Source organism: Bacterioplanes sanyensis, assembly GCF_002237535.1.
Lineage (GTDB): Bacteria > Pseudomonadota > Gammaproteobacteria > Pseudomonadales > Oceanobacteraceae > Bacterioplanes > Bacterioplanes sanyensis_A.
On record NZ_CP022530.1, the window covers coordinates 2,665,727 to 2,689,959 of the forward strand.

Genomic DNA, 24,233 nt, shown 5'->3' on the forward strand with positions numbered 1-24,233 from the left:
GTCGTTACAACCTATCTAATTCTGCCGGCCCCGCTGTTATCGCACTCCGCAGCCACCCTGGCTGATTCTGTTGCTTCGCACTTTCTGTCTACGGGACGATTGGCCCTATCTGCTGTTCGACTGACTGCACCTTGTTAACCGAGCAAGTACGCTCTTAGGCGAGGACGTTTTCAGGCAGTGACACACGGTTAACATCAGTGCACAGCTCGCTGCGTCGCTTACGAATTGCTGGTAGATTGTGTCTAATTTCGATAACAAACGTTACATTAAACCCACAGTGTGGCGTTACAGAATCGGGTTTTATTACACGCCTTGGCCCGCTGGGCCGAGATAACGGCCGTTCTCACTACAGTGAACGCTATCACTGCCGACAACATTAGATAATAACAATAGCCAGAGGTGAACCAGACGATGTTCAAAGCCCTGATGTGGCCTGCGATTAAGTTTATGGGGCGGCTGAGTTACGCTGCCAAATTCGCACTGATCAGCTTTTTATTTATGGTTCCCCTGGTGTTGCTCAGCGGCCAGGTATTTCTTACCGCCATGGAGTCGATGCGCAAAACTGAGCGTGCGCTGTCTGCGGTGGACACAGTTGAGGCTATGTTGGCCTTTGCCCATCAGATTGAGCGCTTTCGTGATCTGGCGGCGGTGCTGCCATTTCAAAACGATGCACAACTGCAGCGCGCAGCGGATCAAGCCAGAGAGACGATGGCTGCCGGTCTGGATGACTTGACCGACTCGTTAGAGGATGCTGCGTTGCAACAGTCGTTAGAACAGTGGCGCCAGCAATATCTGCAGCGTTTGAGCTATCAAGGCGAACACCGCCAACCAACTCATGTCGACCAATTCAAATATTATCAGCTCGCCATCGATGAAATTTACCTACTACTGCGCCAGTACGCTCGTACTTCGGGATTGGCGCTAGACCCTGATCTGAACATTCAGCGCCTGAACAGCATGCTGCTGACCGAGCTGCCTGCGTTGGCGTCAACCATGGGCATGGCGCATTCATCGGCGTTGTTTGCCTTTGTAGAGCAGTACTTGCAGTCTGCCACTTATGACAAGATGAACAGCGTTTACGATCAGCTGTTGGAGGCAGATTCATCGGCGCAGTTGCTGGTGTCTGCGGCCAAAGGCGTTAACGATGCTATCTTGTTGCGCCATGCTCAGGCCACCTTGCAGGCGTTAGATGCGGTGCGTGTCAAAATTGATGACGAAGTGATTGCCGCCGTGTCAGTAGAAATGAGCTGGAGTGCGTTTCACGAGTTTTATCAGCAGCAGCAAGCTCATGCTTTACAGCTCGAGCAACAAGCGTTTCCGCTAATAAATGAGCGCCTGCAACAGCGCTTGGCGTTGCAACAAGAAAAAATACAATGGCTGTTGGTGGTGTTGGCGCTGGCGCTGAGCATCATTGTGTATTTGTACTTAGCCTTCTATATGTCGATCCGCTTTACCATCAAGCGCTTTAGTCATGGCGCCGGTGAGATTGCACGTGGTGATTTCACCCAAGTGATCAGTTTTAAAGGGCAGGACGAGATGGGCCGCCTGCGCGATGCCTTTAACGAGATGACCGCCAATATGCGCGCCACGCTGGCGGCGGTGAAAGACTCTGCGGGCTCTGTGAGCGACAACGTCAATGAGGTCGAGTCCATCGCCAATCGCTCGCGTCAGGCGGTGCAGGCACAGCTGGAGCAAACACAACAGGTGTCAGATATGCTCAGCGCAATGGCGGAAAAAGCATCCGGCATGGCCAGCCTGGCCGAACAGGCGCAAACCGCCGCCACGCAAGGCCAACAAAAATCGGATCAAGCCGGGCAAGTGGTGCTCAGTGTGATGCAAGAAGTGCAACGGTTGTCGGGGGAGATGCAAAACTCGATGGACGCAGTCAATCGACTGGCCGATAACTCCAGTACGATTTCGACCATCCTCGGTACTATTAAGGGCATTGCTGAGCAGACCAACCTGCTGGCACTTAATGCCGCCATTGAAGCGGCGCGTGCTGGAGAGCAGGGGCGTGGTTTTGCCGTGGTGGCCGATGAAGTGCGAACTCTGGCCAGTCGCACCCAAGGCTCGGCGCAAGAGATTGAAGAGCTGATTCAGGAAGTGCAGCAGAACATTTTGCGTGCAGTCGATACCATGCAAGTGAATCGCGATATGGTCGAGTCGACGGTGTCGCGCTCAGAGCAGGTGGGTATGACGCTGGATGAAATTCAGCTCAGCATGGGCGAGATTCAGCAAAAAACCAACGTCATTGTGGTGACCGCCACGGAGCAAAAAGACGTGGCAGCAGGCCTGGAACACAACCTCAATGAGATTCGCCACGGCGGTGAAGAAACCGAGCACAATGCCGAGGGCACTGTGCATGCGGTGCAGCAGACGCAAGCCATTGCCGAGTCGCTGGCGTCACGAGTGGCGCAATTTAAGGTGGATTAGTGCCTTGGTAGCGATTGCGCCACAGCACTTCCTGGCCGCCACCTTCGCGCGCCAATGAGCGTGCGCAGACAAACAGCAAATCAGACAAGCGGTTGAGATATTGCAGCGCCAACTCGTTTACCGACTGGTGCTGCAATAACGCTACTAACGCCCGTTCAGCGCGGCGACAGACAGCGCGCGCCATGTGGCAGTGCGCCGCAGCCTGGTTACCGCCTGGTAAGATGAACTCCTTCAGTGCTGGCAGCTGGCGGTTGATGACCTCCAGTTCGGCTTCCAAATCAGCGATCAAGGTAGCGCTCAGCGCATTAAACCCGGGTACGGCTAACTCGCCACCGAGGTCAAACAAGTCGTGCTGGATCTGATCCAGCACTGCTTGCAACGCATGGTCGGCGGCGAGCTGCGCACGCAGCAGCCCGATCCAGCTGTTGAGCTCATCAACATCACCAATCGCTTGAATGCGATCGCTGTGTTTGCTGACGCGGCTGCCATCACCGAGGCCGGTATCACCTTTGTCGCCGGTTTTGGTGGCAATTTTTGATAACCGGTTTCCCATACAGGCTCCCTTATTCGCTTAAGAACAGAATGTGGCTGGCAGGCATATCCAATGCAATGAAATCGCCATTCACCGTCAGTGTATCTGGGTCAACCACGTAGATGCCAGGTGCTTGGGCATTGTGTACGCTGAGCCACAAACGTAGCTCTGGGCCCACGGTGATGTCTGCAATTTGCTGATCGTTCAAGGCCGCAACGGTGTCGTTCAGCGCAGTGCCAAAGCTGGCTTCTGTCGGGTTAAAGGTAAAGATGCGATCGTCCAGACTGGTAAATCCTTGCTCTTTGCTTAGCAGCACAAAGCCCAGCTGGTCGCTGACCACAGCCACATCCTGGAAGTGGTAGATGACGTCGTTGCTGGCATCGTCGTCTTCCAGGTTAGCGTTCAGCTGCGGGAAGCTGTCACCATCAGCCAGCACTGTCGTGGCGTAAGTGGTGGTATCAATTTTTTCCAATGTACCGCTGTTGCTGGCGTAATCGCCGCGACTGGCGACGTACAGCTGGCCGTTGTGCACTTCCATGCTGGCGGGGTTGGTGCCGGCTAATGCAATGCCTTGCAGGCCATCCAGTTGAGGGTTGGTATCGATTTCCAGTCCGGTACTCAGGTCGATAACAGCGATGTAGGCAGTGAGTGGTTGCCAGCTGGCATCGAGTCGCTGCAATGACACAAACAAACGGTCCCCTGCTATCACAGCGTCGCTCATGCCCGGAACCTGGGTGCCCTCCGGCGTATAGGCGGACAGATCGATGCTGCCGGTCACAAAGTCGTCGGCGTTGTCAGCCTGCGGGTTCACCGTAAGCAGTAAATGGCTACCATAGCGAATTAAGTAGCCTTCAGACGCATTGCGCTGGACCAACTGATAGGTGTTAGACGAAACTTCTTCACCCGCTAAGCGTGTGCTGTAGCTCCAGCTTTGTGTCGTCAGATCATGGCCTTCATAACGCGACACGGTATCAATCTGGAAGCGGCCCAGTTGGTACAGAACGTCGCCATAGCTGCTGAGCGAGTAGTCAGACTTGTCTTGCACCAGCAGCCCCTGGGTGGCACTGCGATCGCCCGTTACCGCGCCCGTTGCTACTTGGCTACTGCTGTAGTCTGGTGCCACCAGTTGGGCAACGTACTTGGACTCGAGTGCTGGTGTTGTATTGTTGCTGGACGAGTCGTCACTGCCACAGGCGCTCAGCAGGGCTGCCAGTGAGATGAGGTAGAGCGGCTTTTGCATCGTGTATCTCCGTTAGTAGTTCAGTGTTAGGTAAGCCAGCCACGTTCTTGGTCTGGCCGGGCGATTACTGAAGTCGCGGTAGGTCTGATCGCTGAGGTTGTCGAGCCTCGTGCCTGCCTGCCAGGCGTTCGCTTGGTAGCGGTAATGCAGGTGCCACAGCCGACGTTGGTCGCCTATGATCAGGTTGGCGCGGTCGATGTACAGGTCATCGGCGTATTCAAAACTCAGTTGCAAGCTTTGTCGGTGCCACTTGGCGCTCATCTGGGCGCGTAGCTGCTGGTGGTAAATGCCGGGCAAGCGCTGTTGGTCGAAGGCTTTGACGTCGCTGTCTGTTTGGCTGTGGTAGTGACTGCCACTGAGGTCGGTGCTTAGGCGAAGGCCATTGAAATGCAGTTGCAGCGGCGTCAGCTGCCATTCCACCCCTGTCATGCGAGCAGCGTCGGTGTTTTCGTAGCGGCCGATGCCGCGAGAGTCGTACACCGGCACGATGGCATCATCCAACCAGCGATAAAACGCACTGAGTCGGGCCATGAGTGGCAAGGTAAGGTGCGTATCCCAATGCAGGCTGTGAGCGCGCTCATTGTTTAAATCCGGGTTTGGCTGCAACAAGCCGCGATCGCCAAAGCGCTCGTACAGGCTGGCGAAGCGTATGGCGCGTTTGACGCTAAGCTGGCTGTGCCAATCGGACGCTGTGTGCTGCAGCCCAATGGCGCCGTCGAACCAGCTCCAGCGATCATCAATACGCTCGCCACTGCGCGTCAGGCTGCTGTCGTCGACTTGGCGATGGCGCACGCTCCACTGCAGTTGTTGCTTCTCCCATAGATAGCGCTGCTGCAGCTCAGCACTGAGCTGTTGGCGTTTGCTGAGCAAATCACAGGATGCTCGCAGCTGATCACAGGTTTTGGCGTTCGCTGATAACCGGTGGCGGCTGACGTAGCGCTGCTGCTGCGCCTCAATATTGAATGCGCTGTGCAGCTGCTGCAGGTTCCATTGCGTACGCCACTGGCCGGTGAGTTGATGGCCAAAATACCGATTGTCCTGACGGCCCAGGCCTACAGCGCTGCCGCGGTCGATGTATTGGTCGTCGAATCGACGCCAATACAGCTGCCATTGATGCGGTAAATACTGGTGCCAGTGGCCGCTCAGTTGCGCGCTGCTGGCTTGCTGCTGAAAGCGCGCATGTTGGCCATCGCGATTGCTGAAATAATCCGGATACGACTTGTCAGCAGTGCGGTGGCCCAGGCGCAACCGCAGCTGTGACCACCGTTGCTGCAACGCCAGATCGTAGCGTTGGAAATCCGCATTGTTCAGCGCTTGCGGTTGATTACGGTCATTTGGCGCATCGATGGGGCTGGGGACCGGGTAGTCAAAGTTGTTGAGGCTGCGCAGATGGTGCAACTGCAGGTGACTTTGCTCGCTCAGCGGCTGTTGCCAGGCCAGCTGGCGCAACCCGTAGGCACCGACGCCTGTTTGCAGTTGCGGCACAGGTACGTCGCGGGTGTTGATTTCTAAGGTGCCGCCGATGGCACTGCTGACGGCGCCGCTGGTGGTGAGCGCCAGGCTATCGATCTGAGCCAGCGGAATGGTGGATAGATCGTAGCTACCGAACTCATTGCGCGGTGCTTCGATGCCATCAATGAGCACTTGCGTTTGCCGTGCGTCGGCGCCTTGCACGCTCAACATCACCGGATCGCCAATGGCGGCCGTGGATTGCACCTGAACACCATTGAGCTGGCCAAGAAAACTGGCCAAATCGCTATGGCCTTGTTCCAGCTCTGCACGATCAAACTCGCGGGCATTGCTATCCCGTGCGTTCTCCGCAGTGACCACTACTGGCGACAGTGATTGGCCATTGGCGACAGTGACAGTGGGCAAAGCGCAGAGAAAAGTGCAAATGATCAGGTGGCGCACGCCATGCCTCATGTTAGGCAGCAAGACAGCACGGCAGCACCCTGGCCAGCGACGGCCAGACAGGAACCTCCGCTACCGCCCACCGCAGTTGCTGGTTTGATGGAACAGGCCGGTATCCGGGCTGGTGATGCGAGTATGGCTCCGCTCAGGCCCCTTCCCATGCGCTTGCACAGTGGTCTTGGCCGTTGCTGTCATCACTTACCGTTGCGGGGGCAGCGCTGGAATCACACCAAGCTTCCCGTTTACCCTGCCAGAGCAGGCACCTGAGGCGCGAAGACTAACGAGGCGTGCGGCCAACGTCAATCTTCGTCAGGCTCGCAATGCATGGCCTGCGCTGCTCTGAGCGTGTTTGAAAGGCCGTGCGCTGGGATTACCAGCGGATATTAAGCTGTTGTGCCAGAGCGCGCTGCTGTGGCAGTGCCAGTTGCTGGGCTGCCGCGGCTTGCAAAATGTAACCGGTAATATGGGGCAGCTCGTTGGCGCGATTGGCGAGAATGTCCTGTAGCGTTGAGGACTGGTTGTTGGCGGTGGCGGTGGCCACCTCTCTGACGCGCTGCACCAAGGGGGTTGGACACGGCCATTGCAATTGCTCGAACGCTTGTTCGACTTCATCGCACAGGGCTTCTGTTTCAGGCCAATACTGCTGGCTGAGCAGCTCGCCATTGCGACAGCGATGTTTCGCCGTCAGCGGGTTGATGACGGCATTGAGCGCCAATTTGTGCAGCAGTCGCTCGCGCATGTTGGGCTCGAATTGCCAACCGGGCGGCAGTGGTGCTTGGTCTGCTTGCGAGAGCCAAGGACCGGCAACCGTGGTGCCTTGACCGGCGTAGACCACGGTGTCTTGGGCAAGTCGATAAGCGCCTTCGGTGGAGCTGGCTACCCACAGCGTCGGCGCCGCATTTATACCGTCCAACCATTGTTGAACCTGCTGCTGCTGCCCAACGCCATTTTGCAGCAGCACTAACCGGCGCACGCTCGACAGCTGCTGCCGATAGGGCGTCAGGGCGGTTAAGGTATCGGCGGCTTTGGTGCAGACGACCAGCCAATCAAGCGGTTGCTGTTGCCAGCAGGGGAGTTGTAGCGATACGGCGGATGGCTTTGCCTGCTGAGGTGATGGCAGCTGCAGGGTGCGGCTGAGCTGCGGTTGCTGCGTCAGTGCAAATACCCTGTGTTGCCGCCAGTGGTAGGCCATCAAGGTGCCCATGGCGCCTAGCCCCAAAATACCAATCGTTATCATGGCGGCAGTATAGCGTTATCAGGCCTCGGCAAAAACGCCACTGACGGGAATATCCGTTGGCGACCAGCGCTGCATCAGTTTGCGCAGTAAAGCTTCCTCATGGTCGGCAGGCAGATTGCGCAGCCACAATTGCAGGCGCTCTTCGTCTTCACCCACCAAGCGGGCAATGTCGTCAAAGTGCAGTCCACGTTCACGCAGTAGCCAAACAACAATGGGCATGAAGCGGTGGAAGTCTCGTCGATTGAGTGGGTCGCGCATGGACTCCATCGCCGTACCAAATTGGTCGCTCACCAGCTGGCAGGCATGATCGTACAGGGTGCGAATTTCTTCGGCGGAGCGGGCGGCCTGCGACAGCGCCTCTTTCTTTAAAAAGCGTTGGATAAAACCGTCGCGGGCCAGCGCTTGGTACATAGGGTGATTGCCGGACAGCAGATTGAGCGTGGCGCGCGCGGGCTGGCGCATAACAGCCTCATAATGCTGCGCCTGATTGCGGCGGCTGTGGCACAGCCAGTTGAGCATGCGACGGCTGTCGAGCCAGGCCGGTGGCTCTGGCAGGCGGTAATAACGATCGCTGCTCCACGGGTAGACTTCGGCATCGGCCACCAGTTGCTGCAACACAGGCCAACGGTGTAGTTGCAATACCAGATCGACCAGATAGGCGCTGTCGTCCACCAGCAATACCGTGCTTTGATCAGACAGCACTTGATGGCGGCGTTGCCAGCATTGCTCGTGCATGTGATCAAACGCCCGGTGCAGATCGTCCATCACGTGCGTCCAGTCGTGGTCGCAATGCAGTACACATTGGATTTCGTAGGGATTAAATACATAGGCCAGCAGGCGACTGTGCGGCAATTGCGCCAGGATTTGTTCGCCGTAGCAATACTCGAACACGGAATAGAAAATGGGCTGTTCCTTCGATCCGGTCACAGAGAAGTAATAGGTGCCGGGGCCGTGCAATGTCATCTTGGTTTCCATATCCATGTCTCACCTAGAGGTCGCCAGTCGCTGCTTTGCATTTCTCTACCCCGAAGAGTATATATGCCAACCAATTATTTAGCGGAGATTCTTCATGCCTTCTTTTGATGTAGTGTCAGAAATCGACAAACACGAAGCGCAAAATGCGGTAGATCAGGCCAATCGTGAGCTGGAGCGTCGTTATGACTTCAAAGGCGCCAATGCTCAGTTTGCGTTGCAAGACTGGAGCGTCACCCTGACCGCCAGTGACGAGTTCCAGGTCGATCAAATGAAACCCATGCTCGAGGGTGCCCTGATCAAACGCAGCATTAAGGTCAGTTGTTTGGAATACAGCGACCCGCAAGGAGCTGGCAAGCAAGTGAAGGTGGTAGCGACGCTGCGCCAAGGCATCGATAAAGATCTGGGCCGCAAAATGTTAAAGCTGATTAAAGACAGCAAAATTAAGGTTCAGGCTGCCATTCAGGGCGAAATGGTGCGGGTGACCGGTAAAAAGCGCGACGATCTGCAGCAAGTGATGGCGCTGTTAAAAGCCGACGAGAGCATTACTTTACCGTTGATGTTTAAGAACTTTAAAGACTGATGTTGTCATTGCTGCGCCAGCTGCGAGACACCTACGGCCACAAGCCCGTGGCGGTGTTGGGGGCGCTCGGATTCGCGGCTGGGCTGCCGTTCTTGCTGGTGTTTACCACCTTGACTGCCTGGCTGACCGAAGCCGGCCTAGAGCGCAGCACCATCGGTTTTTTTGCCTGGGTCGGCATGACTTACTCGGTCAAAGTGTTTTGGGCGCCGGCTATCGATCGGTTAAAAATCCCTTGGCTAACGCATAGGCTGGGCAAGCGGCGCAGTTGGATTTTAATCGGCCAATTGGGTGTGGCCAGTGGCCTGTTATTGATGAGCCAGATCGACCCGGCACACTCGATTAGTGCCATTGCTTTGCTGGCGGTATTGGTGGCGTTCTCATCCGCCACCCAAGACATTGCGATTGATGCCTATCGCATCGAAATCGCCGATGACGAATGGCAGGGGGCTTTGTCGGCGGCATATTACTTTGGCTATCGTGTTGCCTTGTTGGTCGCCGGTGCCGGCGCTCTGTATTTGGCCGAGTGGGGTGGCTGGTCGCAAGCTTATGTGGTGATGGCATGCATCGCCGCGCTGATTATGCTGGTGACGGTTTGGGCCGAGCGGGCCCCGGAAGTCACGGCAGAGCAACGTCAGCAGCAGGAATATCAACTGGTGGATGAGACCTTTGGTCGGCCCATGCAGTTGCATCAGCGCCCGGCTTGGCAGCGTTGGTGGTTGGGGGCGGTAGTGTGCCCGTTTCTTGAATTCTTTCGTCGCAATGGCTGGTTGGCGCTGGTCATTTTGACCTTTATCGGTGTTTTCCGCCTCAGCGACCTGGCCATGGGAGCGATGGCCAATCCCTTTTATCTGGATCTGGGCTACAGCAAAACCGACATTGCTTCGGTGGCTAAGTTATTTGGTTTCTTTATGACCATTGCTGGCTCGGCATTGTGCGGTGTGGCAGTCGTGCGGCTGGGTATTTATCGCCCATTGCTGGCCGGTGCGGTATTGGTTGCCAGCACCAACTTATTATTTGCTTGGTTAGCATGGCTGGGGCTTTCCGCAACGCCGTCATTATTGTGGCTGGCACTGGTTATCAGCGCTGATAACCTCAGTGGTGGCATTGCTGGAACGGCGTTTATTGCGTATTTGTCCAGCCTGACGAATCGCCACTACACGGCCACACAGTACGCCTTGTTCAGTTCGCTGATGACTTTGCCGGGCAAATTTATCAGTGGCTTTTCTGGCGTCGTGGTGGATCAATACGGCTATATTGAATTTTTTGTCGTGGCTGCCATGCTCGGTTTGCCCGCCATCTTGTTAGTGCTGTATTTGTGGCGGCGAATCCGTCCTGCGGAGGCCTCAGAACAAGCCAGCTAGCTTCTGAGAAGCCGTTTTTATTGCACTAGTTGCTTGAGTTTTGGTGTGTTTTTCCTTTAGTGTACAAACAAATTCTACACAATGGACAACACATGAGTAGCAACCACGACAAGTACAGTATCGATAATACGGACTATACGGTCGGCCAGGATAACGTTCAAAAATGGGGGTTTGACGTCCATAACCCGGTTTTTGGCATCAGTGCTGGCCTGATCCTGATCTTTCTCGTCGCCGTGCTGGCTGTCGAGCCAGCCACCGCCAAAGGCGCTCTAGATGGCATTAAGTGGGACATCATCGGCAAGTTCGATGTGCTGTTTATCTGGGCTGGCAATATCTTCGTTTTATTCTGCTTATTTTTGCTGGTATCGCCGTTTGGCAAGATTCGCTTAGGCGGTGTTAACGCCAAACCTGCGCATTCCATGGTGTCTTGGTTGGCGATGTTATTTGCCGCCGGTATGGGCATTGGTTTGATGTTCTGGGCGGTGGCGGAGCCGGTAGCCTATTACACCGGCTGGTATGAAACACCGCTGGGCGTGGAGGCCAATACACCAGAAGCTGCGCGTATGGCCATGGCGGCGACCATGTACCACTGGGGCATTCATCCGTGGGCCATTTACGGTGTGGTGGCGTTATCGTTGGCGTTTTTCGCATACAACAAAGGCCTGCCACTCTCCATTCGCTCGATTTTTTACCCCATTCTTGGTGATCGTACCTGGGGCTGGCCGGGCCATATCATCGATATATTGGCCGTGCTGGCGACTCTGTTTGGCTTGGCAACGTCACTGGGCCTCGGTGCGCAGCAAGCGGCCAGCGGTATGGATCATGTATTTGGTATCGAAAGTGGTATTGGTACTCAGGTGTTGGTCATCCTGGCGGTGACTGGCCTTGCAATTATTTCGGTCGTACGCGGCCTGGAAGGCGGCGTTAAAGTACTCAGTAACGTCAATATGGTGCTGGCACTGGCGCTGATGGTCTTTGTGGCCTTGGTTGGTTTCGCTGTGGCCATGGGCAATATCCCCACCACCATCGGTGCCTATTTAGAGAATATTATCCCACTGAGTAATCCTCACGGGCGTGAAGACGAAGCCTGGTTCCAGGGTTGGACTGTGTTCTATTGGGCATGGTGGATTTCTTGGTCGCCATTTGTGGGCATGTTCATCGCGCGCGTATCCGAGGGGCGCACTATTCGCGAATTCATTGCCGGTGTTTTGATCGTACCGACGTTGGTAACCATTGTGTGGATGTCGGTATTTGGCGGTTTGGCGATCGATCAGGTATTGAGTGGCGTGGGTGCACTGGGTACGCAAGGGCTGACGGACGTGCCATTGGCCATGTTCCAAATGTTCGATGAGCTGCCAATGGGGAATATTTTGTCGGTACTGGCGATTATTCTGGTGTTGGTCTTCTTTATTACCTCATCTGACTCGGGCTCGCTGGTGATTGATAGCATTACCGCCGGTGGCAAAATTGATGCGCCTGTGCCACAGCGTATTTTTTGGGCCAGCATCGAAGGTGCGATTGCGGCTGCGCTACTTTGGATTGGCGGCACCGAAGCCATTCAGGCGCTGCAAGCGGGTGCCATTTCAACCGGGCTGCCATTTACTATCGTGCTGCTGATTATGTGCGTCAGTTTAATCATGGGGCTGCGCACTGAGCGTCGCTAGTCGCTAATGGATAGCAGCGCGCTCAGTAGAAAAATCTGCTGATAGCTGATAAGAAACAGCACAGATAAAAAAATAGCCAGCTTAGCTGGCTATTTTTTTGCTCCAAAGTTTTATTAACCGTTAGCTACGTTTGATGCCATGGGTGATGGAGTACATCACTGGTACAACACCCAGCGTTAATACAGTGGCAAATCCCAGACCGAAGCAGATCACCACCGCCATCGCGCTGAAAAATGGGTCAGCCAACAGCGGCAGCAAACCGAGGATGGTAGTGACAGCGGCCATGGTGACGGGGCGTAAGCGGCTGACGGAGGCATCAAAAATGGCGTCGTAGCCTTGCTTGCCACTGTCGAGTTCAAAACGGATTTGATCGACCAGGACGATGCCGTTTTTGACGATCATGCCCGACAAACTCAAAAAGCCCAGCAAGGCCATAAAGCCAAACTCGGCCTGCAGCAATAACATACCAGCCGTCACGCCGATAATAGCCAGCGGTACACACGACCAAATGACCAACGCACTGCGTGCTTCGTTAAACAACAGCACAGTGATAATAAACATGATCAGATAGCCCAGCGGCAGTGAAGCGAATACACTGGTTTGGGCATCTTTTGACGACTCATACTCGCCGCCCCATTCGAGCTGATAGCCTGGTGGCAGTTCGATGTTTTCGATCTGCGGACGAATGTCTTTAAACAAAGCATTGGCATTGAGCGGTGAGTCTGGACCAGGGTCTGCATAGACTTCAACTGTGCGTTTGCGATCGCGACGAGCGATGATGGGATCTTCAAATACCACATCAAACCGTTCCACCACTTGCTGGATCGGAATATAACGCTGGAAAACCGGGCTCCAGATTTGTAAATCCATCAAGCCATCGACGTCCAACCGGTCTTGCTCCGGCGGGCGAATCACAATCGGTTTAAGCGTTGTGCCTTCACGATACAATCCGACGGTTTTGCCTGACACGCTGAGCTGCAGCAGCTCATCCAAGTCCTGCTTGGAAATACCGGCCCTGCGAGCGTTGTCCTCGTTGAACAAGGGTTGAATGACTTTTACTCGCTGGCGCCAGTCGTGGCGAATGTTGGCCGCGTATTGGTTGTCGTGCAGTATGCCTGCGGCTTGTTCGGCCAACTGGCGCAATACCATTTGATCTGGCCCAGAAAAGCGCGCCTCAATTTTTGCATTGCTGCCGGGGCCGATTTCCAAGCGTTTGAATTTAACAAATACGCCGGGCATTTCATCGGCGACCCACTCGCGGGCGGCGTCAATCATGGGTGGAATTTGCTCCAGCGACTCGGTGCGCACCATCACCTGGGCGTAGGCAGGGTATTGCTTTTCCGTGGCGTAGGTCAGCATAAAGCGCTGTTCGCCTTGGCCCACGGTAGAGGAGGTGAACTGCACTTCCGGCAAGTCAAGAAAGTACTGCTCCAGGCGTTGCGCCTGTTGCTGCGTGGCACGAATATCCGTTCCTTCCGCCATCCAAATGTTAATCAAGAACATCGGCGTATTCGACGGCGGGAAAAAGCTTTGCTTGACCATGCCAAAGCCAACAATGGCCACCAGCATCGCAGCGACCATCGACACCATGGTCACTGCTCGGTGCTGCAGCATACGCGTTAGCAATGACCGATAGAGGTCGTACAGCAGGCCTTTGTAGGTGTCATTGCCGGACTGCTCGCTGTTGCTAGACTGGCCATCTTTAAACAGCAAACTGCACAAAAATGGTGTTAATGACAGCGCCGTCAGCCAACTGAAAAACAACGAAATCAGCAGCACATAAAACAAGGAACCAACAAATTCGCCGGTGGAATCTGGTGACAGGCCAATAGGAGCAAAGGCCGTAATGGCAATCACGGTGGCGCCCAATAACGGCCATTGGGTTTGCTGCACAATTTGATAGGCCGCTTGCTTGCGACTGAGGCCACGCTGAATACCGACCATAATGCCTTCGGTCACCACCAGTGCATTATCGACCAGCATACCCAGTGCAATAATCAGAGCGCCCAACGAAATGCGGTGCAGCTGAATGCCGACCACGTCCATCACGATAAAAGTGCCCAGCACGGTTAAAAACAGAATTGTGCCGATAATCAACCCGGCACGCATGCCCATAAATACCAATAGCACCAGAATAACGATGACAATGGCGGCCAGCAGATTTAATACGAATCCAGTGGACGATTGATCCACTTCGGCGGGTTGGTCGTACAAGGTGTGCAAATCGATGCCCAAAGGACGACTGCTTTCCAGGCTAGCAATGCGTTGGCGCAAGCGCTCACCGACGTCCACCACGTTGACGCCAGAATTAAACGAGATGCCAATACGCAAAGATGCCTCACCACGGTAATTAGTCAGGTGGGTCGGCACTTCAGCAATGCCTTCCGAAATGCGGGCAATATCACGCAGGTAAATCAGTTTGTCAGAGCCAGGCTCACTGACCAGCAAGTCGCCCAGCTCGTGCACGGATTGAAACTCACCGGTGGGGTGAATACGCACGTATTCATCGCCAATGCGAATATGGCCGGCGTCATTGACCACGTTTTGCGTGTTTAACAGGCTGTACAAACGCGACAACGGAATGCCCATGTTGGTCATGCGCTCGCGCGAAATGTCGATAAAGACCTGCTCGGTTTGTGTGCCGGTGATGTCTACCTTGGCCACGCCTTCAATCGTGGTCAGTTCGCGTTTTAAATAATCGGCGTAGTCGGATAAATCTTCGTAGCTGTATTCGTCGCCGGTGAGGGCGAGTAATACGCCAAACACATCGCCAAAGTCGTCCATCACAATCGGTGTGCGCACGCCTGGCGGCAAGCTGCCTTGGCGGTCACGAATTTTACGCCGCAGCTCATCCCAGATTTGTGGCAGTTGGGATGATTTGTACTCTGGCTTGATCACCAAATGAATTTGTGACGAGCCCGATTTAGAAATGGAGTCGACGTAATCAATGTACGCCAGCGACTGAATGGCGTTTTCCAGCGGCGCTGTGACTTCCTCTTCGACTTGTAACGCACTGGCCCCTGGGTAGTAGGTAATCACCATGGCTTCTTTAATGGTGAACTGCGGGTCTTCTAGGCGCCCCAAATTGAGGTAACTGAGCACGCCGCCGAGCAACAGAATGATCAAAATCATCCAGCTGGTGGTGGTGTGGCGAATAAAATAGGTGGCGGTATTTTCAGCCGACATGGTTACAGCCCCCGCTCACGCACCCAAGGGCGCACGCGCATGCCGACACTGGCTTGATGTACTCCGGCAGCCAAAATGGTTTCACCGGGCTGCAGGCCAGACTGAATTTCGATGCCTTGGGAGGTAATGCGACCGACCTCAACGCTGCGACGCTCCAGTGTCATATCAGCGCTCACCACCCACACACTGGCTTCGCCACTGCCTTCTTGTTGGTTGGCGTGTTGCACCACCGCGCCCGACGGCACCATCAATACGGTCGGTTGATCGGCTAACACCTGTTTCAGGTCGACGTAGACGCTGGCCGACATGCCGGGCAAAACATTGAGCTCGGGAGGTCTGGGCAAGGTCAGTGTGGTGGTGAAGCTGCCGGTGGCTGGGTCCGCTTGTGCGGTGTGTTCTTTGTAGGTAGCGATAAAGCGCTGGCCCGGTATGGCTTCGAACTCCACTTCGGGGTTGTAGGTGGCGCTGCGGTCGGAATCAGCAATGCGTGCCATCAGGTTTTCAGGCACTTGGATTTTAACTTCTAATTGGTCACGTGCTTGCAACATGATGACGGTTCTGCCAGCGGCTACCGGCTGATGATTGTCGGTGTAGACCTCGGCAATTTCGCCTTTAAAGGGCGCTTTCAAGCGGGTGTAAGACAAGTCCGTCTGGGCCGCCTGCAGCGCTGCATCGCTGATGTCCAGCTCGGCTTTGGCTTGGTCAAACTGCGAGCGTGATACTTGCTGCTGGCGGTACAGGCCTTCAATGCGATCAAACTGAGCTTTGGCCAACTCGTAACGCGCTTGGCGATCGTTCACTTTGATGCGGTAATCGGACGGGTCCAAGCTGGCTAATAAGTCGCCGCGGTTGACGCTTTGTCCTGGTTGGGCCGGCAGGCTTTGCAGCTCTCCTGGTACACGAAAGGCCAGCGCCGCTTGCTCAGCGGCTTGCACCTTGGCGGGAAAGCGGCGCATTAGCTGCTCGCCTGGGTTAGGCACATGATACAACTTGGCGGGTCTGGCTTGATCGGGGGCAGAAACAATATTATCGGCCGGTTGGCAGCCGCTGATGGCCACGGCAGCAACCGCTACCAAGGTGAAAGATCGCATGTCCTGTACTCTGTCTGGCTATTTGCCGCAAAGTGTAGGTCATTCGGTGGAGGCTTCATAAGAGGCCAGTTTAAAAACCGGTTGTCCTGTATTTGCAACAATGAGTTAGCTCAAGGTTGCTAGGTAACGTGCTACCTCAATGCCTGCGGGCCCATGACGATGTTCGGCAAACGCGTCTTGCACATTGGATGGCTCTAGATTGATTTCAACACTGTGAGCACCGGCTTGGTTAGCGATTTCGACAAACCCAGCGGCGGGGTAAACGTGGCCGGACGTGCCAATACTGATAAACACATCGCAGCGCGACAACGCCTGATAAATCTCGTCCATATATAGTGGTATTTCACCAAACCAAACGATGTGCGGGCGCAACTGGGCAGCACCGCACTGCTGGCACGCAGAATCGGATTGAATGTTGCTGTGCCAGTGCTGTACATGGTTACACGCCAAGCAGCGAGCTTTGTTTAACTCGCCGTGCATATGCACTAGGTTGTGGCTGCCAGCGCGTTCATGCAAATCGTCGACATTTTGCGTGACCAGTAAAAAGTCGCCGTCGAAACTGCGCTCAAATTCAGCCAGTGCTGTATGAGCGGCGTTGGGTTCCACCTCCTGCAGCTGCGCTCGACGTAAGTTGTAGAAATTCTGTACCAGGGCGGGGTCGCGCAAAAACGCTTCAGGCGTGGCTACGTCTTCAATACGATGGTTTTCCCACAAGCCGTCGTTATCGCGAAATGTTTTGATGCCACTCTCTGCAGAAATGCCTGCGCCGGTAAGCACAACCATGCGTTGAACCATCATTTTGCCTCAGTGAAATGATCGGAAAAAAAGGCGCGGATTTCATCACCACGTTGCATGGCATCATCATAACCGAGTTGAATCAGCGCCTGACAATAGCCTTTTGAAAATAATAAATAGCTGAGAATGCCAGAGCCGCTACGCGCGGCGTTGCCACTGCCGCCGAGTGCGAGTCTCAGTGCTTTGGGCATTTCTTCAACGTGCTCGCCAGCGATGACATCCAGCGATTGGCTTGGGCTGATTTCCAATAAATCAATGTGGCGCAGCTCCATGGCTTGTTTGGCACGGATTTTTTCAGGAATAAGGTCAACGGTGCGATTGATGCGCTGCAAGCGTTCAATGTCGGTTTCCATGCTGTCCAAAAATGCGGCATTGAGCATGTGCCCCATCATTTTTGCCGGAGTAGGGTATTGCTCTGGCGTAGCGGTCACATCAGCGGGGCGGTGAGCGGCGCCGCTCACACCGATGACCAGGATTTTTTCTGCGCCTAAATGCAGAGCAGGACTCATCGGCGCCAGTTGGCGTACGGCGCCATCGGCGTAAAACTGATCGCGAATGTGCACTGGCGGGAAAATCATTGGAATTGCCGAAGAGGCCATTAAATGATCGAGGGTCAGTTCTGCTCTGCGGCCGATGCGCCGTTGTCGCTGCCAGTTGGTGATGCTGTAGTGGCCTTGAAAAAAGGCCACCGACTCGCCGCTGCTAAGCCCAGAGCAACTGACGGCAACGGCGTGCAAACTCTGATTATCAATGGCCTGCTGAATGGCGCCAAAGCGGATCACCTCGGCCAGTAATTCGCGCAGCGGGCTGTTGTCGAGCAGTGATACGGTATCGCTTTGTCGGCGTGCGCCTAGCAGTACTCCGCCGGTGAGTGTGAGCAGGGAGCGAGAGATGCCAATGGCATCGGTACGATAAATCAGGTCACAGCTGAAGTGCGACCAAATGCGCTCTAAATGGCGGATACCGAGCCGGTAATGGTCAGCGAAGCTCGCCAGAGCTATGCCGTTAATGGCCCCGGCGGAGGTGCCGGAAATGATGTCGAAAGGGTTGTAGTGTCCTTTGGGGAGCTGTCGATGGATGGCCTTTAGTACCCCCACTTGGTATGCAGCCCGAGCCCCGCCGCCTGACAGAATCAATCCCGTTCGTTTCATAGTTGCCCTTAGGCCGTCACTGCCAGTGTGAAAATCGATTGATGGTTAAATCCTAGCGAAAAAATCGACCTGCTGTGCAAACTTTTGCTCAGGTTCGCGGGTGTTGGGCTAGGGCCTGTTAGCACTATTCAGCTCATAACAGTGTGATCGAAATAGTGTTGATAGGCCCTAACAACAAGCCGTAAAAAACAACAAGCCATATAAAATGAAGGCGCTGTTTAACAGCGTTGCATGGCACGTAATCCTATCCGCTAAAGCATCAGCTGACGTAGAGACTCAGTGTTCTAAGGGGCGAACGCGCTTTTGGTGAGCAGAATACGTGAAATCAGCAGCCATTGACTGCAATTGGCATGGAATATCGTGCTAAAGCAGTGCGCTGGCAGGGCAGCGCACTTCACTTATGACGCCAGCTTTTGCAGATGTTGCAGAATGTCCATCGACTCGTACATCCAACTGACCGTACCGTCGTCGCTTTCCATACGCAAGCAAGGCACGGTACTGCGACCAGTGGCCTGGCGCTGTTCTTGAGCGAATGTTGGCTGGCTTAGTACATCGCGCAGTTCGACGTCGATGTTCAGCTCAGGCAGACGGCGCAAGACCATCTGGCAAAAAGGGCAAGCGGCATAATAATGCAAGGCCAACTTCATAGGGCGGTATTTCCTCATACGCTACAACCAAAACCACAGTATAAAGCCTGCCCCGGTCGGGCACTATGGCGTGGCGTTTGAGTCAGCCTATGACAGCTTCATGTTGCTAATTACTTTGCCGCTGCTCGGGTGCGCACTAACGGAGGCCGACGCTTCTGGCAAACGCGCACTCCAGCGGCTGATCATTAAGCGCAGCTGCTGCATATTGATGGGTTTGCTCATGTAGTCGTTCATCCCAGCTTCCAGACAGCGCTGCCTATCGCCATGCAGTGCGTTGGCGGTGACGGCGATGATAGGGCATATGCTTTCTGGCCACTGGCTCTGACGAATGCGTTTTGTGGCGGTGTAGCCGTCCATACCGGGCATTTCACAGTCCATAAAAATCATCTGGTAGCGCTGGCCGTTGTTGTTGCTCAAGCGCTCCAATGCCCGCTCGCCGTTGTCCGCCAGATCTACGTCAAACTGCAGCCTTTCCAGCATGGTTTTGATCACGCGCTGGTTGATGGCATTGTCTTCCACCACCAAAATGCGTCCGCGTTGGTCCACTGCGGCAGCGCTGAGGCTACGTAAGTCAACAGTCTGCTCGTCATCATCCTCGGTTTGCGCTACCACCGCGGTGGCAGGGAAAACCAAGCTGACAGACAGCCCTTGCGCTTTGCTTTCCACTAAAAAATCGCCTCTTAAGCTGTAGCAAGCAGCCTTCACCAGCGCCAACCCCATTCCTGGCGGTGCGTGTAAGTCCTGATACGCGGGTGTCCCTTTGGCTTGATGAAAGTAATCTTGCCAGCGTTTCAGCTCTGCCGGAGCCAATCCTGGGCCATCGTCTTCAATGGTGATTTGCAGACCAGACTCCCCGCGCATAGCGCTGGGGCGCACGCTGAGTGAAATCTCGCCTTCCTGCGTGAGACGCAAGGCATTATCGGCCAGAGCGCGCACGGCCTGGCGAATACAGGGCGCATCCAACCGCAGCTGTGCGGGCAAATCGTTGTGCAAGTGGATGTTGAGAGACAGTCCTTTGCTGTCACATCCGCTTTGCAGTTGTTGACGTATGGGCTCTAGCAGTGCTGGTACGGACACATCTTCCAGAATCAGCGGGTGGTAACCTGCCTCTAGTTCGGTGTGAGTGAGGATTTGATTGACCAAATCCAGCACTTCCTCGGCGCTGCTGCGCGCATCGAGTAGTTCTTCGCGGCGCTGATGACTGGGTTGGCTGAGAGCGTTTTCAATAGAGCCTAAGATGCCATTTAATGGGCCGCGAAACTCGTGGCTGACGGTGGCAAGAAAATGGTTTTGCGATTGATTAATCAGCCGCAGACGCTCAATTTCATCACGCAGTTTAATGTGTTGTGAGGTTTGATAGCGTTGCTGACTGAGGTGTTGCTGATAGGCTTGCCAAACCTTACTGGCCAGCAGCAATAGCTGGCTGCTGACAACGGTCAGGCATAACAGCGTTAGTGGCCACAGAGACAACGCAGACGTGAAAACCGTGCTGAGCTGCCAAGCGATGATGCCGATAGCAAAACTGAGGCAGGATGCCCACACCAGTTGTTGACTGGTGCGTTTCTGCGGTCGCAATTGCATCCACCACAGTAAGGTGAACATCGCCAAACCTGCTGTGATCAACACTTGGCGTGCCAATGGCGCGAACACTGGCAACAGCGCCGCCATCACTATGCTGGTAAACACCGGTAATAACAGCAGTGACAGCGAGCGATTGTCGGTTTGACTGAGGTTGTGCACGACACCGTGATAGCTGGCTAGCAGCACCGTTAATAACGAAAAAGGTAGCCAGTGATAGTGGCTGCTGAGTTGAGAGTAATTGACGATCAGCCAAGCGGCACTGAGCACCAAGCTGGCGCACAGCCACAGCATAGGCAATTGTCGCTGTGCGAGCGCCATCGCGGCCGAGGCTATCAGCGCCAGTAGCAGCAGTGTCAGCGAGGCGACCAATAACATGGTTTGTTGGTTGCTAAAGCTCGCAAGAAGCTCTGTGGTGGTGAGCTTGGTCGCCACGCTGCCCCAGCTTCTGCTTTGCAAGCGCAGCAAGTACTGCTGTTGGCCATTGGCGCCATCGAGGGCAATGCGAGTGATGTCGCCTTGGCTACGATCGAGATCAGACAGTAACTGAAAGCCCTGGGAGGCGCCGTTGGCTGCATAGAGCGTAATGCGATCGAGCAGCGGCTGGCGTATCACCAACTCGTAGGGCGCAGCGGCTGAGTGCTGGAAATGCAGCCAGAGCACATCTCCACCTTGTCCAATCATGGTGGGTGAGGCGGCCGGTGAGAAATCCGATAAGTGACGCTGCACGTAATTGACCGACAAGCTGCCGGTTGGGTCGTGCAGCTGCTGTAGCTGCGGGGCCGCCAGGGTGAAGGCTGATGCCAGCATCAGACCCAAGGCTAAGAGTGTCGCCCCGAAAGGCCCACAGCCAAACGGCCCCGATCTTAGCAACCTCAATGCCCAGTTTTGCCATCCCAAATGGCGAGTGAAAACAGCCATCCTCAACTTCCCTGAATCGTTAGCAACACTTTTGAGTATCGACACTGAGTGTTCACTGTGCCAGTGAAAGCCGGTGATAAATGTACAGTGGAGAGGTTTGTCAGGCGGGAGGGGAGGGCCGAGCTGTGGCCGAGACCGCAACCGACTGAGGCTGCGGTCTCGACACGGTTAGATGCTGGCTTTCAGGGCGCTGATAAAGCGCTGCAATAACTCGTCAGACGCGGTGGCTTTGAGCCACAAATGTACCAACTGCAAACGCTCATCGTCACGGCTTAGTCCTTTGCCCAGACCGTCTGCCAAGCGTTGAACTTGCACCGCCATACGAGTGGCTTGATCAGCAGTGGGGCTGTCAATGTTGGCCAGAATTTCCATGCGTATGCACAGCTCCTGAGCATCTTGGTCGGCCGTCAGCAGCTGCTGCCAGGCTTGCTCAAACAACTGCGCGTCGCAGCCGCTGGGCAGTTGCGCGTCCTGCCACAACGGCTCGTTGCCCTGATGCAGTGCTTGCAGTTTGTCGCACAGTCCTTGCCAGCGCGCCAGTTCCGCTGCTTTATGCGCTTGTTGTTGCGCTTGCTGCTGGCGCTGCTCTATGTCTTTCAGCCGCTGTTGCAGCCTTTGGTGCGCACCGCGTGGCAGCTCGATGGTATTAAACTGAGCCGTCAACTCGGCCAGCTCGCTGCGCTGCGTCTCTTGCAGCGATTGCGCCTGTGCAACCAAGGCTTCGGCTTTGCTCACCGCTTCATCGATGCCGGCTTTGCGCGCTTGGCGCTGTTCATCCAGGCGTGCAAATAACGCATCGCAGTGCTGGCGGAATTGCTTCCACAGCTTTTGGTCTTCACGACGCGGTGTCATGCCGACTTGCTTCCACTGCTGTTGCAGCGCTTTGGCTTGCTCTATCGCAGCGGGCAGGTCGTCGCTGGTCAATAAAGCCTGTGCGGTATCGACCAACGCCCGCTTTTGTTGCAGGTTGCTGTGGTAGTGTTGTTGCAGCGGCTGCTGGATGGCGTCACACGCTTGGCGGAACTCCGCCTGAGTGGCCTTGTGCGCAGCACGGTCGACGGGCGAATACTGTTGGAAGGTCTGGCGGGCGACGTCCAAGGTTTTCTGCACCGCTTTCCAGTCCGCCTGTTGCCACTCCATATTGTTGGCGTAGTGGTTCAGCTCTGCAATCAACTGGCGCCGTGCTTCGACGAATTGTTCGCGTTGCTGAGCGCGTTGCGCGAAGTATTCTCTGCACGGCTCAAAGGCTTGATCGCCCGCTGCTTGAAACTGATCCCACAGTGCTTGGTCGGACTGACCGCCAGCCAACTGCTTCCACTCGGTTTGCAGCTGCTGAATCTTATCGGCCAACACATCGGGCGCTATGTCCGCGCCGACCAAGGCTTGCATCTGCGCGACTAAGGCTTCTTTTTTCGGTGTGGTGGCAAACCCTTGCCAGTCACGCATGTCATGTAACTGTGCTGCCAATGAGCGCAAACGCCGTTGCTGTTCGGCGGGTGCCCCTTTTTGAATCAGCTGTTGCAGTTTCGACAGCAGCTTGTTGGCTTCTTTGCTATGGCCGCGTTGCAAGTTGTCCTGCAGTACGTCGAGCTGGCGATCAATGTCGGCTCGGCGCTGTTGCTCGGTGTTTTTGAGCTGCTGCAACTGTGCGTCGAGCTGCTCGAGTTTGTCGTGTAAGGCTTGCCACCATTGTGGTTTGTGATCACCGGGCCAGCTCAATTGCTGTTGCCAGCGACGGCCTTGCTGCAGTTGCTGTTTGAGGCGCTGTTCTGAGCCACTGCTGTCGGTTTGTAGCCAGGCGCTGAGCTCAGCTTGCTGCTGCTCCAGCGTTTGCAGTGTGGCCAATTGCGTCAACAAAATTTGCTGGCCGTTTTCGAACGCACGAATGTCGGAGGCGGCCGGTTTGTGCTGGCTGTAGGCCTCATCCCATTGCTGCTGCAGTGGCTTCAGTGCCTGCTCTAAGGCTTCGGTTGTCAGCTCGGATGGCTGCAGTAGAGTGTGCAGCTGCTCGAGCAGTTGTGCTTGTTGCTCGGCGGCTGCTTGCTGTTGTGCTTGCTGCTGCTGGCGTCGCTGTTCTTCTTGTTGGTGGGCATCGAGGGTGGCTTGTGCTTGCTGCAGCGCTGCGTCGATAGACTGTTGCTGATCGTCCGAGGCCAATGCGCGCAATGTTAGCCAGTCTTTTAGCAGTACTTGTAAGCGCGCGTAAAAGTCGGGCTGGTAACCTAAGCGATTTAGATAGCTCAACTGTTCTTGAAACTGCTGCAGTTGCTGTTGTTGCGCTTGCAGCTGTTCTTGCTCCGCACGCGCATGTGCTAGGCGGTCCTTGCACAGGCGATAGACGGCTTTGTCTCTGCCTTGTGCATATTGCTGCAGGGTCTGCAGTTTATCCGCATCGACAATGCCTTCGGCGGCGGCTAAGCGCACTTTGGCGACTGGGTGCGTTTGCGCCAGCTGCAGGCGCTCTTGTTGGTCGGTGATGCGGCTGATGGCGGCCAAGCGCAGTTGCTGGTCGTCGGTCAGAGCGGCAATTTGCACCAGTTGCTGGTTGTCTTGGACTCCATCGATGCCTTGCTCAGGCAACAATACTTGCAGCCACTGCTGACGTGCACTGCTGCGAACATCGTCGTGCTTGTGCTGAGCCAGCTGTTGCAGCACTGAGGTGCTGCGAATTTTCTGCACCGCTTGCAGACGCAACTCGGTGTGACTTTCGCGCTCAATAAAGCTCACCAATGTGGCTTCGTCTTGCAGATCACTGAGTGCTTGGCGGCGAACCTCCGGGTTGTCGTGTTGCCACTTGGGTTTAAAAAACTTCTTCAACAATGCCATTGACCCGTTCCACTTTCCCAATAGTTAGCCGCACGGCGAGTGTGCGGAGCTGTCATGCGATACTGCCTGCTGATGCAGGCGGGCGCCCATTTTAACCGCCATGGG

General features: G+C 55.2%; 16 protein-coding genes and 1 riboswitch. Of the genes, 4 read left to right on the top strand and 12 right to left on the bottom strand.

Annotation, left to right across the window (positions count from 1 at the left end; all coding sequences use genetic code 11):
• Positions 1–411 precede the first annotated feature (411 nt).
• Positions 412–2,433: a methyl-accepting chemotaxis protein gene (locus CHH28_RS12415; protein WP_094060605.1), complete on the top strand. Its 2,022-nt coding sequence runs from the start codon at positions 412–414 to the stop codon at positions 2,431–2,433.
• On the opposite strand, the gene CHH28_RS12420 is transcribed toward CHH28_RS12415, so the two are convergent.
• The 5 genes from CHH28_RS12420 to CHH28_RS12440 form a co-directional block, all read right to left on the bottom strand.
• Positions 2,420–2,986 (bottom strand): cob(I)yrinic acid a,c-diamide adenosyltransferase, encoded by a 567-nt coding sequence (locus tag CHH28_RS12420; protein ID WP_094060606.1) that lies wholly within the window; start codon positions 2,984–2,986, stop codon positions 2,420–2,422. The two genes, CHH28_RS12415 and CHH28_RS12420, sit on opposite strands and share 14 nt — an antisense overlap.
• Positions 2,987–2,996: 10 nt before the next feature.
• Positions 2,997–4,205 (bottom strand): hypothetical protein, encoded by a 1,209-nt coding sequence (locus CHH28_RS12425; RefSeq protein ID WP_094060607.1) that lies wholly within the window; start codon positions 4,203–4,205, stop codon positions 2,997–2,999.
• 12 nt (positions 4,206–4,217) lie between these two features.
• The gene (locus CHH28_RS12430) at positions 4,218–6,116 is read right to left on the bottom strand and encodes a TonB-dependent receptor (protein ID WP_157729897.1); all 1,899 of its coding nucleotides are present in this window, start codon (positions 6,114–6,116) and stop codon (positions 4,218–4,220) included.
• Positions 6,117–6,205: 89 nt separating this feature from the next.
• A riboswitch (cobalamin riboswitch) is annotated at positions 6,206–6,398 on the bottom strand.
• Between the two features lie 88 nt (positions 6,399–6,486).
• Positions 6,487–7,353 (bottom strand): ketopantoate reductase family protein, encoded by an 867-nt coding sequence (locus tag CHH28_RS12435; protein WP_094060609.1) that lies wholly within the window; start codon positions 7,351–7,353, stop codon positions 6,487–6,489.
• 18 nt (positions 7,354–7,371) lie between these two features.
• Complete coding sequence (locus CHH28_RS12440; protein WP_094060610.1) at positions 7,372–8,334, bottom strand: hypothetical protein; 963 nt, start codon at positions 8,332–8,334, stop codon at positions 7,372–7,374.
• Between the two features lie 88 nt (positions 8,335–8,422).
• Between CHH28_RS12440 and CHH28_RS12445 the strand changes: the two genes are divergently transcribed.
• The 3 genes from CHH28_RS12445 (at position 8,423) to CHH28_RS12455 (ending at position 11,933) form a co-directional block, all read left to right on the top strand.
• Positions 8,423–8,908: a YajQ family cyclic di-GMP-binding protein gene (locus tag CHH28_RS12445; protein WP_094060611.1), complete on the top strand. Its 486-nt coding sequence runs from the start codon at positions 8,423–8,425 to the stop codon at positions 8,906–8,908.
• The gene (locus CHH28_RS12450) at positions 8,908–10,269 is read left to right on the top strand and encodes an AmpG family muropeptide MFS transporter (RefSeq protein WP_094060612.1); all 1,362 of its coding nucleotides are present in this window, start codon (positions 8,908–8,910) and stop codon (positions 10,267–10,269) included. The genes CHH28_RS12445 and CHH28_RS12450 overlap by 1 nt, the downstream gene beginning before the upstream one ends.
• Positions 10,270–10,361: 92 nt before the next feature.
• Entirely contained in the window at positions 10,362–11,933 is a 1,572-nt protein-coding gene (locus CHH28_RS12455; protein WP_094060613.1) for a BCCT family transporter, read from the top strand.
• A gap of 120 nt (positions 11,934–12,053) precedes the next feature.
• On the opposite strand, the gene CHH28_RS12460 is transcribed toward CHH28_RS12455, so the two are convergent.
• The 7 genes from CHH28_RS12460 to CHH28_RS12490 form a co-directional block, all read right to left on the bottom strand.
• Positions 12,054–15,119 carry an efflux RND transporter permease subunit gene (locus CHH28_RS12460; protein WP_094060614.1) on the bottom strand — a complete coding sequence of 1,022 codons (3,066 nt, stop codon included), beginning with the start codon at positions 15,117–15,119 and terminating at the stop codon, positions 12,054–12,056.
• Positions 15,120–15,121: 2 nt separating this feature from the next.
• Positions 15,122–16,210, bottom strand: coding sequence for an efflux RND transporter periplasmic adaptor subunit (locus CHH28_RS12465; protein ID WP_094060615.1), 1,089 nt, complete (start codon positions 16,208–16,210; stop codon positions 15,122–15,124).
• 105 nt (positions 16,211–16,315) lie between these two features.
• Positions 16,316–17,005: a Sir2 family NAD+-dependent deacetylase gene (gene cobB, locus CHH28_RS12470; protein WP_199244103.1), complete on the bottom strand. Its 690-nt coding sequence runs from the start codon at positions 17,003–17,005 to the stop codon at positions 16,316–16,318.
• Complete coding sequence (locus CHH28_RS12475) at positions 17,005–18,156, bottom strand: patatin-like phospholipase family protein (protein ID WP_094060617.1); 1,152 nt, start codon at positions 18,154–18,156, stop codon at positions 17,005–17,007. Before CHH28_RS12475 ends, cobB begins: the two co-directional genes overlap by 1 nt.
• 398 nt (positions 18,157–18,554) lie before the next feature.
• Positions 18,555–18,803 carry a glutaredoxin family protein gene (locus CHH28_RS12480; protein ID WP_094060618.1) on the bottom strand — a complete coding sequence of 83 codons (249 nt, stop codon included), beginning with the start codon at positions 18,801–18,803 and terminating at the stop codon, positions 18,555–18,557.
• 87 nt (positions 18,804–18,890) lie between these two features.
• On the bottom strand, positions 18,891–21,191 hold the full coding sequence (locus CHH28_RS12485; protein WP_199243900.1) for a response regulator: 2,301 nt from the start codon (positions 21,189–21,191) through the stop codon (positions 18,891–18,893).
• Positions 21,192–21,470: 279 nt separating this feature from the next.
• On the bottom strand, positions 21,471–24,128 hold the full coding sequence (locus CHH28_RS12490) for a DUF349 domain-containing protein (protein ID WP_094060620.1): 2,658 nt from the start codon (positions 24,126–24,128) through the stop codon (positions 21,471–21,473).
• Positions 24,129–24,233 lie beyond the last annotated feature (105 nt).

Excerpts from the sequence above, each read along its gene's own strand:
- CHH28_RS12445 (WP_094060611.1), top strand. The coding sequence starts at position 8,423 with ATGCCTTCTTTTGATGTAGTGTCAGAAATCGACAAACACGAAGCGCAA.
- CHH28_RS12450 (WP_094060612.1), top strand. The coding sequence starts at position 8,908 with ATGTTGTCATTGCTGCGCCAGCTGCGAGACACCTACGGCCACAAGCCC.
- CHH28_RS12425 (WP_094060607.1), bottom strand. The coding sequence starts at position 4,205 with ATGCAAAAGCCGCTCTACCTCATCTCACTGGCAGCCCTGCTGAGCGCC.
- CHH28_RS12490 (WP_094060620.1), bottom strand. The coding sequence starts at position 24,128 with ATGGCATTGTTGAAGAAGTTTTTTAAACCCAAGTGGCAACACGACAAC.
- CHH28_RS12480 (WP_094060618.1), bottom strand. The coding sequence starts at position 18,803 with ATGAAGTTGGCCTTGCATTATTATGCCGCTTGCCCTTTTTGCCAGATG.
- CHH28_RS12435 (WP_094060609.1), bottom strand. The coding sequence starts at position 7,353 with ATGATAACGATTGGTATTTTGGGGCTAGGCGCCATGGGCACCTTGATG.
- CHH28_RS12420 (WP_094060606.1), bottom strand. The coding sequence starts at position 2,986 with ATGGGAAACCGGTTATCAAAAATTGCCACCAAAACCGGCGACAAAGGT.
- CHH28_RS12440 (WP_094060610.1), bottom strand. The coding sequence starts at position 8,334 with ATGGATATGGAAACCAAGATGACATTGCACGGCCCCGGCACCTATTAC.
- CHH28_RS12465 (WP_094060615.1), bottom strand. The coding sequence starts at position 16,210 with ATGCGATCTTTCACCTTGGTAGCGGTTGCTGCCGTGGCCATCAGCGGC.
- cobB (WP_199244103.1), bottom strand. The coding sequence starts at position 17,005 with ATGGTTCAACGCATGGTTGTGCTTACCGGCGCAGGCATTTCTGCAGAG.
- CHH28_RS12475 (WP_094060617.1), bottom strand. The coding sequence starts at position 18,156 with ATGAAACGAACGGGATTGATTCTGTCAGGCGGCGGGGCTCGGGCTGCA.
- CHH28_RS12485 (WP_199243900.1), bottom strand. The coding sequence starts at position 21,191 with ATGCTGGCATCAGCCTTCACCCTGGCGGCCCCGCAGCTACAGCAGCTG.
- CHH28_RS12415 (WP_094060605.1), top strand. The coding sequence starts at position 412 with ATGTTCAAAGCCCTGATGTGGCCTGCGATTAAGTTTATGGGGCGGCTG.
- CHH28_RS12455 (WP_094060613.1), top strand. The coding sequence starts at position 10,362 with ATGAGTAGCAACCACGACAAGTACAGTATCGATAATACGGACTATACG.
- CHH28_RS12460 (WP_094060614.1), bottom strand. The coding sequence starts at position 15,119 with ATGTCGGCTGAAAATACCGCCACCTATTTTATTCGCCACACCACCACC.